Source organism: Phycisphaerae bacterium (genome assembly GCA_035384605.1).
Lineage (GTDB): Bacteria > Planctomycetota > Phycisphaerae > UBA1845 > PWPN01 > JAUCQB01.
In genome coordinates this window covers 1-10,314 of the sequence record DAOOIV010000151.1, presented here as the reverse complement: position 1 = coordinate 10,314, position 10,314 = coordinate 1, and the positions used below count along the sequence as shown (strand labels likewise).

Sequence of the window (10,314 nt, the reverse complement as noted above, 5' to 3'; positions counted from 1 at the left end):
AGACTACATATTCAAACCGGCGAAATCTCTGCACTTTCAGAACGACGCTGGCAAACGCCATCGAGCACGCCTGTGTCCTTTGCCGCAACGACACGATCACCGCCCGCGACCTGCCGGCGTCGGTCCGGGCCGCTTCGATTTCGCATCTGGCATGTGACGATTCTCCGGTAGTCCCTCTTGCAGTGGCCGAACGAGCCCTTATCGCTCGCGCCTTGCAGGCGGCGGGCGGCAACAAGTCTCTTGCCGCCGCGATGCTGCAGATCGATCGGCGCAGGCTGTATCGCAAGATCCGGGCCTACGGCCTGCACATCAACCGTCAATAGCCCAAGGCGGACCGCCTTTTTGCGGGCTGCGAGCCAAGCGCTCTGCGATCCAGAAACATGCGCGCAAGCCGCACAGATGTCTGGCCGTAAGGTTCTGACCCCCACGGCGTTATCCATTGCACGATCGGCGTTCCTGGCACGCGTTGTGCGCGCCTGCTGTACCACAACGGCACAGTGAGCCATTCCGGTACAAATGTTCGCTAAGTGCCGCCGGCGCAGGAGACGGCGGCGCACGGACCCGCCATGGCGGTACCACAATGGTACATTCCTGGCAAAGCCTCTCTCTCGTTCATTCCGCTCAAAGGCCTTGTGGTTGCTCAGCTTGCGCGCCGCCCGGTTGCGCGGCACGCCTCCTGCCGGGTTGGCCCATGTCGCGCCGGATGCGCGCTCAAAACGGGACGGCCAGGCGTTCAGCGTGGAGGGCCCGCGCGCACGGTTGGGCGCCGCTTGTGTCCGGAAGGGTCGCGCAGCAGGCGTCGACAGGAGAGAATTAGATGTCCCGAGCAAGTGAACCCGTCCTGGTTGTGGTTCTGGACCGCGTGGTGACCCCGGCGCTGGCCCGTCTTCTCATGCGCCGGGGGTGGCCGCTGCTGCGCGCAACGAGTGCAAGCCAGGCGGTGCAGAGAATCCGCGACGCAGAGCCCGAGACGCTGGTGATACAGGTTTCGCTGGACTCGGCGGAGACCCTGGACTTGCTCGATCGCGTGCGCCGGCTGCGTCCGGGCATGCCGGTGGTGACGGTCGCGACGTACGAGGGCCACGAGCTCGAGCGGACGGTTCGCGCGGTCGGCGTGAGCTGTTATATGGCCTCGGCCGACCCGGAACTCATCGAGCAGGCCGTGCTGGCAATGGTCGGCGCGACCACGCCTTCCGGAGCGAGCCTCGCCCACGGCCGGTACAGGCCGCAACAGGCGGAGCCGGTTACCCAGGTGGTGTTCTCTCTTCCCAAGACGGTGGGCGCCGCGGCCGGCGCCGCCCCCGAACGCGGGACAAGGAAGAAGAAGTTATGGCCAGAGGTGGCCTGACGAGGTGTGTTCGTGATTCATGACGAAAGGAAAGAATCATGTCTCTGACAGAAGCTCAGAAGAAAACGCTCAGCCGATGCAGCGGTGAACATCTGCTGCTGTTGCGCATCCTGACCGGATCCCGCCTCAAAAAGGTAATCGATGAGGAGCTTGATCGCCGTGCCGGCGTCTGCGTCCGTCGTCTTCGTCAGACGGCGCGCGTCCGCCGGGCGGCGTGAGTGACCGAGGAGATCTGCGAGAGATAAGGAGTTCTGCCATGGACAAGCGATTGCGCAAATGGATGAGGCGAATGGATGACGACCAGCTCTGCGCACTGTCCGAGCTGGTTGCGGCCGAGATCGATCGGCGCAGCGAGCGCCGGTTTCCGCGGGCGTATGTCCGCAGCACGTACATGAGCGACATGGTGCGCGGCGAGCGAAAGGCCGAACCGCGGCGCGTGAGGTGGGCGGCCTGATCGGAAGAGTCGGCGGGGCAACCCGCCCCGGCAAACGAGGTGGAGGGCGTCATGTCTGGAAACAGCGGCAAAACGCAGACGCGTCGGGAAGTTCCGGTGCTGCGGCTGGAAACCGCGGAACCGGTGCGGCCCCTGGTGGTGCGATCACGGAAAACGCGCCGGGGCGGGCTGAGGCTGGTTCTGGGTTACTGGGACTGGGATCCGGGGCACGACCCGGCGGAGCGGCATTCGGCCAGGTTGGCCCTGGCCGCCTGAAGCCGGGCCCCGGGAACACCCGCGGCGCGTCCACAACCAACAAGCCCTGGTGTGGGAACAGATCATGGTTTTTCTGGGAGGAATGACAAGACGAAACGCGGCCCCGACAAGGGCCGGGTCGTGGGTTGCCGACCCGCGGCCGTTGGACGCAAACATCAGCGGTGATTCAAGAGAAGGAGAAGAGAAGATGACCCGGGATCACGGCCGCAAGCACCGGTCAAGGAGGAACGGGAGACCGCCCCGGGACAAAAGGGTGTGCGAATGCACGCCGGGCAACATCGCGGCGTGCGGGGGTTACGCCAAACGGGCCGCTCGCGTGAGCGGCCGGCATGCCGGAGGGCATGCGAAAAAGTGAATCAGTAGTGCCGTGCACGGCCGGACGAGGCCGCGGCACGGCCAGACTCGCCCGCAAGGGCGAAGAAGCGCCCGAGATGACTCGAATGAAGAAACTGATTGGTCTCGCACATCTTCGGATTCGACCGGGCGCAAGAGGAGTACGAACAACGATGAAGACAAAGATGTATTTGATTGCCGTGGGGGTCATGATAGGGGCGACGAGCGTCATGGGTGTTGGTCTCACGGTGCTCCCGGCGACGCACTCGGGCACGAATAACGCGAATGCCGCCTCTGGGTATCACATCCAGGGCATGACCGACGACGGGGCCTACGTAGTTGGCACTGCGTACAATCCCGGAGGACCCTACGATGGTGCCAACGGCATTCTGATAATCAAAGTCAGCGACTTGACGACTACTCTGCTCCAACCCAAGGCAGGGACCAGTGGTCGCGGCATTGCCTACACCTCCGCCGGGTTGATGGTTGCCGGTGCTGTCGGTTCCAACTCTGCCCTTGGCCGAGCCTACGATGCGGGCTCACCGCCATCTACCAACTATTATCTTGACACGATGAACGGTACTACGAGCGAGGTCAAGGTTGCCCAGATGAACTGTCTGTCCATCGACGCTGCCACCGGCAACGGCTGGCTTGTCGGAGAGCGGCACAACGGTAAAGAAGCGGTGGCCTACAAGTACGTCAACGGCGTCGCGCAAAACAAGGTTGGTACCAATCCTCGGGCGTTTTGGGAAAAGCAAGGGACAGGCGACACAGTCCTGAACGGCGTTTCTAACACCGGACTGGCGGTTGGGACCGACAACGGAGGGAAGCGTGCGATCTATGCAGATGTTGCCAACAATGGCGATGTTACCCCAATCCCGCAGCATCCTAATTCCACGGGCGAGGGCCAGGGTAACGGCATGTCCGCTGGCGGCTTGTACGCGTCAGGGTACATGAAGCCATTGGCTTTGGTGAGCGATGACAGCCTCCATGCTTTTCTCTGGAAAGTGGGGTCTGAATACAGTGTTGAGCTTTTGCCTGCCGGCGGTGACATCGATGGAGTTCAGCAATCTAACAGCTTCGATGTCTCGGATAACGGCACGGCGGTCGGCTTCACCTGGAACGGGAAAGACCGTGCTGGCAACTCGTTTACCGGTTACCGGGCGACCGTTTGGGAGAACGGCAACACGACCGGTGTATTGGTCCAGGATATCCTTACGTCCCAGGGCGTTGATCTTAGTGCCTGGCAATACCTGGAGCGCTGTATAAGCGTGACACCCGATGGTCTGACGATTGCTGGCCGCGGGGTCCTTGCAGACGGAACCTATCGAGGCTTCGTGGCTGTGATTCCCGAGCCGGCGGGGGTGGTGTTGCTGGGCTTGGGGAGTCTTTTGCTTCGACGGCGGAGGTAGCGGAGCACGAACGTGAGTCCTTCCGCCGGGCGGAGAAAGGCGTCCGGCGAGGGGACGAGAAACGCAAATAGAGGAATATTCTTCACAGTGAATAGATAGAAGGAAAACACAGGAGCATCAAACAATGAAGAAACTGGTAACGATTTGTGCAATTCTGTGCATGGCCGCAACGGCGGCGCAGGCGGTGTTCATTGTAGAGAGCCGTGATGCTGCCGGCAATCTGACCCCAGCGCCAGCCTACGCTGAGTTCGGCGTGTGGGCCAACGCAGGCGCGAAGAGCACCGCTGAGGGTCTTATAGGTGTCGGTTCTCGCTATGGCAGCACCTATCGTTCTCTCGCCGGCCTGAAGGAGGCCACATTCACCGTGGACCTGCCTGTAGCCGGTGAATATGAGGTGTTTGTGACTTGGGGTGCCGGAGCCAACCGCAGGGCTAATATCGAGCATCGGATAGTTCACGCGGGCGGCATCACCGCAGTGCTGGTGGATCAGCGTGCGACGGCTAACGAGTGGGTTTCCCTGGGTACCTATACCTTCAATGCGGGTCCTGCGTCGGTCACGGTCAGCAATGCATGGGTAGACCTCAGCGGTTCAATGTACGCTGACGCGGTCAAATGGGTTCCCGAGCCTGGGGCGATGGCGTTGCTGGTTTTGGGGAGCCTCGGCGGCGTGGTTCTGCGTCGTCGGAGAGCCTGAGGATGGTATTCGGTTCCTCCCGCCGGGCCGGGGGAGGAAGGATGCTTGCCCGGCGGGAGGTCCGGCCGGGCTACGGGCATCAGCCGCCGGGCAGCCTGATTGAGGGAAGATGACCAAACAGGAGTGTGGACAAAAGAGTGACAAGCCTTTGCAGGAATATCCATGAGGTTTTCGGGAGGAACGACAAGACGATACGGGGCCCTGCGAAAGGGACGGGGCCTGATGTGTATCCGCGGCGGCCGGCCGTGGACGACAGCCAAAACAGGACTGAGAAGCAGCCTGGGACAACGGCCGCAAGGACTGGCCACGGACGGACAGGAGGCCACCCCGGGCAAAAGGGCGCGAGAGGCACGCCACGGACAGAACCGGGCGTGCGAGGGTTACGCCGATAAGGCCGCTCGCGTGAGCGGCCGGCAAACGAAAAGCGAAAGAAACAGTGTCATAAGGAGCTAAGATGAATAAGGTTTTTCTAACATGCGGTATTTTGCTAACGGCCACATCGGCTTTTGCCAACCTTATACAGAATGGCAGCTTCGAGACCGGCGATATCAGCGGCTGGACCTACTGGCACGCTCCCTGGTGCGTGAACTGCCAAGCTGTCGTGCAGACCGGTAGTGGAACGATGGTAGATGGGCAGTCGCGAGCCCGCCTGCAGATCAGCAACGGTGAGGGCAGCTTCGGCCTTTACCAAGTCGTGGCCGTGCCAACAGACAAGGAGGTCACGCTGGAGGCCTGGGTCCGAGCGACGAGCAACAACGTCAATTGGGCCGAGGTGCTGCTGTACGACTACGCGGTGACGGACATCAACGATATTGACAGCGGCGAGAAATCCGCTCCGTACATGATCTGGAAGCGAGATTCGTGGGGCGGAGTCTCCGGTTTGCCTGGCGGCTACCTGCCTACCGTGGCAACGAGCGGTGGACCGGGCGACTCGTGGGAAATGACCACGAAGACGCTCACATCCGTGCCGTCCGGGGTGGTCACCGTTGCCTTTAAGTGGGGTCGCAGTGGAGGGGGTTTCAGCGGCAGCATGTATCTCGACGCCATAACGCTGACCCCCGAGCCGGCGATGATGCTGTTGCTGGGGCTTCCGGCGTTGTTTCTGCGGCGTCGTCGCCTTTAGGGGGTCGTCGGGCAAGGGCCCAAGTCCTTGTCCTTGAGGAGAACGAGGCCGTCGTACCGCCGTGGTGCGGCGGCCCACGGGCAGGAGATCAAAAGAGTACGTCTGAAATGTGCGAGTTATCACACTAGAAAGAACCGCTCATGACCAGGGAGTGCACAAGCATGAAAACGCTGACATGCCCTCCGGAGGCACAGGGGCCTCGGCGCCGAAAGGTTCTTTTCCGGCTTGGAAATGAGCAGGAAGGAGTGCGAATGAGCAAAGCATTACTACTATTAGCGTTGCCCGGGACGGCGGTGTTGGTCGTCGCGGGCCTGACGGCCGGGCCGGCGCTGGCCGACTGGGATGTGGGCGATCCGTACAAGATGCACTACCCGCAGTTGCCGGACCCGAGCGGCTGGGACGTCAAGGCGAGCTACTCGAAGGTGCTGGCCGATGACTGGCTATGCACGCAGACCGGTCCCGTCAGCGACCTGCACTTCTGGGGGTCGTGGTATAAGGATGAGTTCCGAGATGCAGGCCCGCCTGTACCGTCCTTCGAATGGTTCACGATCAGCATTTACGCGGACATTCCCGACCCGGACGACACTGGGCCGGAATTCAGCAAGCCGGGCGAGCAGCTCTGGACGCGGGTCTTCTATCCTGGGGAGGTCGCCGTCCGTCAATGGGGAACCCAGGATCAGGGGTGGTATGATCCCAACACGTCTGAATATGAGGAATACAACCACAAGCTGTACTTCCAGTACAACATTGAGAATATTGTTGACCCGTTCATCCAGCAGGAAGGAACGATCTACTGGCTGGCCATCAGTATGGAGTGCAACTATGGCACGTGGGGCTGGAAGACTTCAGCGGACCATTGGAACGATGATGGCGTCTGGCGTGACGAGGAACCCTTGCAACCGACGGACTGGGCAGAACTGCATGATCCGCTCACAGGTGTTTCGCTGGACCTGGCCTTCGTGATCACGCCGGAGCCGGCGGCGGTGGTGTTTCTGGCCCTGGGGAGCCTGCTTCTGCGTCGGCGGATGCGGTGCTGACGGAAGGCACAGCGTGGTTCAGCAATGCTGAACCGGGAAAGGAAATACGACGCTCCGCATCAACGAGCGTCCAAAACAGTCGAATACGGACAATCTGCTCTGGAGGCGGGAAGTCCTTGCTGGCAGAGTATTTCGGTCCGGCTTGGAGATCAGCAGAAAGGAGTTTCAATGCGAAACGGGTTTTTAGCGTTGTCAGCATTGCCCAGCCTGGCGGTGCTGGTGGTCGCTGCCCTGATGGCCGGGCCGGTGTTGGCTGACTGGCAGATCGGCGATCCATGTAAGATGCATTATGCGCAGTTGCCGGATCCCAACGGCTGGGACGTCAAGGCCAAATACACGAAGGTGCTGGCCGACGACTGGCTGTGCACCGAGACCGGCCCGGTGGAGGACGTACATTTCTGGGGATCATGGTACAACGAAGTCGTGGGCGACATCCGCTGGTATCAGATCAGCATCCACGCGGACATTCCCGACCCGGACGGCCCTGGGCCGGAATTCAGCAAGCCGGGCGAGCTGCTGTGGCTGCGGATCTTTTACCCCCCGGAAGTGCAGGTCAGGCCCTGGGGTACGGGGCAACAGGGGTGGTACGATCCTTATAATCAGTTCTGGGTCGAGAACAATCACATCAACACCTGGCAGTATAACATCAACACCATCCCCGACCCGTTCATCCAGGAAAAGGGAAAGACGTACTGGCTGGATGTCAGTGTGATGTGTAGCTACGGCGACTGGGGCTGGAAAACCTCGATAAGCCCGCATTGGGGCGACGACGCGGTCTGGTCTGCCTATATCCCCGGCGAATACACGCCCTGGCAGGAAGTGCGCGATCCGACGACAGGTGAGTCGCTGGACATGGCCTTCGTGATCACGCCGGAGCCTGGGGTGGTGGTGATACTGGCGCTGGGCAGCCTGCTTTTGCGGCGTCGCAGGCGAGCATAGCTTTCCTCCAGTGTCCCCCCGCCGGGGCCGACAGGTGCCCGGCGGGGGGGCGACCCGCATCGAGGCGTGAGTGCCCGGTGTCGTGGCGGAAAAAGCGGCGGGGCGACCCGCCCGAGTGAACGCAGCAGAGGGTGTCATGTTTGGGAACAAGAACACAACGCAGCTCCGTCGAGAAGTTCGGGTATTGCCTCCGGTGCTTGCGAACCTGATCCGGCCGTTGCGAGGACGAGGAACGCGGCGAGGCAGGCTGAGGCTGGTTCACGGCCGGTGGGATCCGGAGCCCGACCCGGCGGAGCGACATTCGGCCAGGCTGGCCCTGGCTGCGTGACAGACCGGCCCGACCGCTCTGAAGCCGACGGGGCGTCCTTTGACGCGTTCGCGCCGATGAAGGGTTTGTGAGAATGACGCATGAGTATTCCTGGAGGAACGACAAGACGAGACGCAGCCCCGGCAAACATGGGTTGCAGGCACGCCGGAGACACAACGCGGCGCGCGAAGGAGATGCCAGCAAGACCGCTCGTGTGAGCGGCCGGCAAACGAGAAATCAAAGAAAAGGCGCCGTGCAACGGCCGCAAAAGGCCGCGGCGCGGCCGACTGACTCGGAGGAGGAGTACGTGAAGAATGCGGTGGACCGTCGCATGTGCGGCGGCCTGGAGTTGAAGTGAATTCAGAAACGTAACAACAGGAGTCTTTGTGCACGTGATGAGAACAACGACGATAATGATTTGCGTATGTGGTATGTTGGCTTGCGCCACGCAGGCCGAGACGATTCATTATGGAGGTGTGACCTTTTATCCTCCGTATTCTGCCGGACATTACAGCGATGTTTGGGATCTGACGCGGAGCGATCTCGTATTGACGTACAGCATTGATTTAAGCGCGGTTACGCAAACGTCGTCCTCCGAAACGCCTTACGTGGAGGTTGGGATTCGTCAGGTCGGCGCCGGCGACTTTAACCCGGGTCCTTGGAACACATATCAGGGCGGTGCAGGTGGATGGATGACCTCGCTGGTGGGCGACCTGGCCACAAATCCCAACTTGCTCGATCTCGACGACAAGCACAATCTGAGCGCTTCCGGCGGGCGCGACGAAAGAGACTATGATGTGTACGCGTCGGACCCCGGTACGGTTGTCTCGCCGCCCTTCGGCGGCTACGATACGGCGTACATATGGTTCGATCGGGACGGTGTCGACCCCTGGCAAGATACCAAGGGAGCCAATACGGGCGGCACTTACAACATTACCATTGTCTATCACGCGATTACCCCCACGTTGGGCTCGATGATCGCCACGATCAACGGTAACGGCGTCGACATCGTAAACCAGTTGATCCGCGTCGAGGGAACGTACTATCCCGCGGGCTTGAGCTTCACAGGCGACATGACGCAGATGCAGGTTTTCGCTGGTGCATGGTGGACAAGTGGGGCAGGGGGTTTCGTCTCCGTGTCGGACATCACGGCGAGCGGGACTCTCATTCCCGAACCCGCCACGCTGTCGTTGCTAACCTTGGGCGGGCTGCTTCTGCGGCGGCGTCGCAGGTGTTCATAAGCTCTCTCCCTCCAGTCCCCCCCGCCGGGGCAGGGGAAAAGCACCCCGGCGAGGGGGGGCTGGGAGCGCGAGTTGCGGCCTTGCAGGCAGCGGGCGGCACGATCGAGGAGGCGAGGCGAGAGACAGGCGTGTGGGACCGGGTTTCTGACAGGCAGGTACCGGACCGATTCCTTTGATGGCACATAGATTCTTTTGGAGGAACGACAAGATGGCATGCGGCCCCGTCAACAGGACGGAGTCAGAGGTATTGAGGAATTCATCCGTGGCCGATGGCCGCGGGCTTCAGCCGGAGCTTGGCTGAGGAGCAGCCTGGGATACCGGCCGCCGGCACTGGTCAGGGACGAACAGGAGGCCGCCCCGGGTAAAAAGGGCATCAAAGCACGCCGAGGAGAGAACACGGCGTGTTGGGGTTACGCCGATAAGGCCGCTCGCGTGAGCGGTCGACAAACGAGAAATCGAAGGAGAGGCGCCGTGCGACGGCCTGAGAAGCTTGAGGCACGGCGACACGCCCGTTAAGGGCAGAGGAGTACGTGACATGAGGCGAACAACAATATTCGGGTGCGTGCTGACAGTAGTGCTGCTTATTCCTGCAACGGTATGGGCTGATGCGCCGCCGGGGACAATCGTCTATATCGAGGACGAGTTCCTGCCGGACCAGGATATGAATGGCTGGACGACCTACGGCGACCGAACGATGAGCAATCCGGCGGGCAATGGGTTCAGCTTGTTCAATCCTACGTACCGTACCGATGACGTGGACGGCATCGCAGGCATCCAGGAAGGCCATTGGGGCGGCCGCAGTTTCGGCATGTATAAGAGGTTCTACGACGAGTATGTCCCCAACGGCGAAAAGCACATCCAGGCGTGGGTGAAAATGATGTCGTGCGACTGGAATTGGAACCAGACCCCCAACGCCCTGACGGTCCGCCTGGGCAAGGACCCGCTCGGCGGGACGGATCCGAATGCCCCGAGCGTGATCTGGACCGAGCCGTACTGGGGCGACTGGAACAGACTCGAGCTGATCCAGCCCTGCGTCGAGGGCTGGGAGACGATCTTCATACAGGTCAACGGCAGCTTCAGCGGTTACTACGCCATTTATGTCGATACCGTCGAGGTCTGCCAGCGTCGTTCTGAAAGTGCAGAGATTTCGCCGGTTTGAATATGTAGTCTT

The 10,314-nt window shown here is 61.2% G+C and carries 12 protein-coding genes; all 12 read left to right on the top strand.

The features are described from left to right. Positions 1–323 (top strand): helix-turn-helix domain-containing protein (locus PLL20_20310; protein HPD32344.1); only part of this gene is annotated, 323 nt, incomplete at its 5' end. A gap of 494 nt (positions 324–817) precedes the next feature. After that, positions 818–1,348 (top strand): hypothetical protein, encoded by a 531-nt coding sequence (locus PLL20_20305; GenBank protein HPD32343.1) that lies wholly within the window; start codon positions 818–820, stop codon positions 1,346–1,348. A 38-nt stretch (positions 1,349–1,386) separates the two neighbouring features. Then, on the top strand, positions 1,387–1,566 hold the full coding sequence (locus PLL20_20300; GenBank protein ID HPD32342.1) for a hypothetical protein: 180 nt from the start codon (positions 1,387–1,389) through the stop codon (positions 1,564–1,566). A gap of 38 nt (positions 1,567–1,604) precedes the next feature. Next, positions 1,605–1,802 carry a hypothetical protein gene (locus PLL20_20295; protein HPD32341.1) on the top strand — a complete coding sequence of 66 codons (198 nt, stop codon included), beginning with the start codon at positions 1,605–1,607 and terminating at the stop codon, positions 1,800–1,802. Between the two features lie 51 nt (positions 1,803–1,853). Beyond that, entirely contained in the window at positions 1,854–2,057 is a 204-nt protein-coding gene (locus PLL20_20290; GenBank protein HPD32340.1) for a hypothetical protein, read from the top strand. Between the two features lie 506 nt (positions 2,058–2,563). Beyond that, positions 2,564–3,802, top strand: coding sequence for a hypothetical protein (locus PLL20_20285; GenBank protein ID HPD32339.1), 1,239 nt, complete (start codon positions 2,564–2,566; stop codon positions 3,800–3,802). Positions 3,803–3,926: 124 nt separating this feature from the next. After that, positions 3,927–4,496 carry a PEP-CTERM sorting domain-containing protein gene (locus PLL20_20280; GenBank protein HPD32338.1) on the top strand — a complete coding sequence of 190 codons (570 nt, stop codon included), beginning with the start codon at positions 3,927–3,929 and terminating at the stop codon, positions 4,494–4,496. 454 nt (positions 4,497–4,950) lie between these two features. Then, entirely contained in the window at positions 4,951–5,619 is a 669-nt protein-coding gene (locus PLL20_20275; protein ID HPD32337.1) for a hypothetical protein, read from the top strand. Between the two features lie 251 nt (positions 5,620–5,870). After that, entirely contained in the window at positions 5,871–6,656 is a 786-nt protein-coding gene (locus tag PLL20_20270; GenBank protein ID HPD32336.1) for a hypothetical protein, read from the top strand. A 168-nt stretch (positions 6,657–6,824) separates the two neighbouring features. Continuing rightward, positions 6,825–7,595 carry a hypothetical protein gene (locus PLL20_20265; protein HPD32335.1) on the top strand — a complete coding sequence of 257 codons (771 nt, stop codon included), beginning with the start codon at positions 6,825–6,827 and terminating at the stop codon, positions 7,593–7,595. Between the two features lie 702 nt (positions 7,596–8,297). After that, positions 8,298–9,143 carry a PEP-CTERM sorting domain-containing protein gene (locus PLL20_20260; GenBank protein ID HPD32334.1) on the top strand — a complete coding sequence of 282 codons (846 nt, stop codon included), beginning with the start codon at positions 8,298–8,300 and terminating at the stop codon, positions 9,141–9,143. A 535-nt stretch (positions 9,144–9,678) separates the two neighbouring features. Next, positions 9,679–10,302, top strand: coding sequence for a hypothetical protein (locus PLL20_20255; GenBank protein ID HPD32333.1), 624 nt, complete (start codon positions 9,679–9,681; stop codon positions 10,300–10,302). The last annotated feature ends 12 nt before the right edge of the window (positions 10,303–10,314 follow it).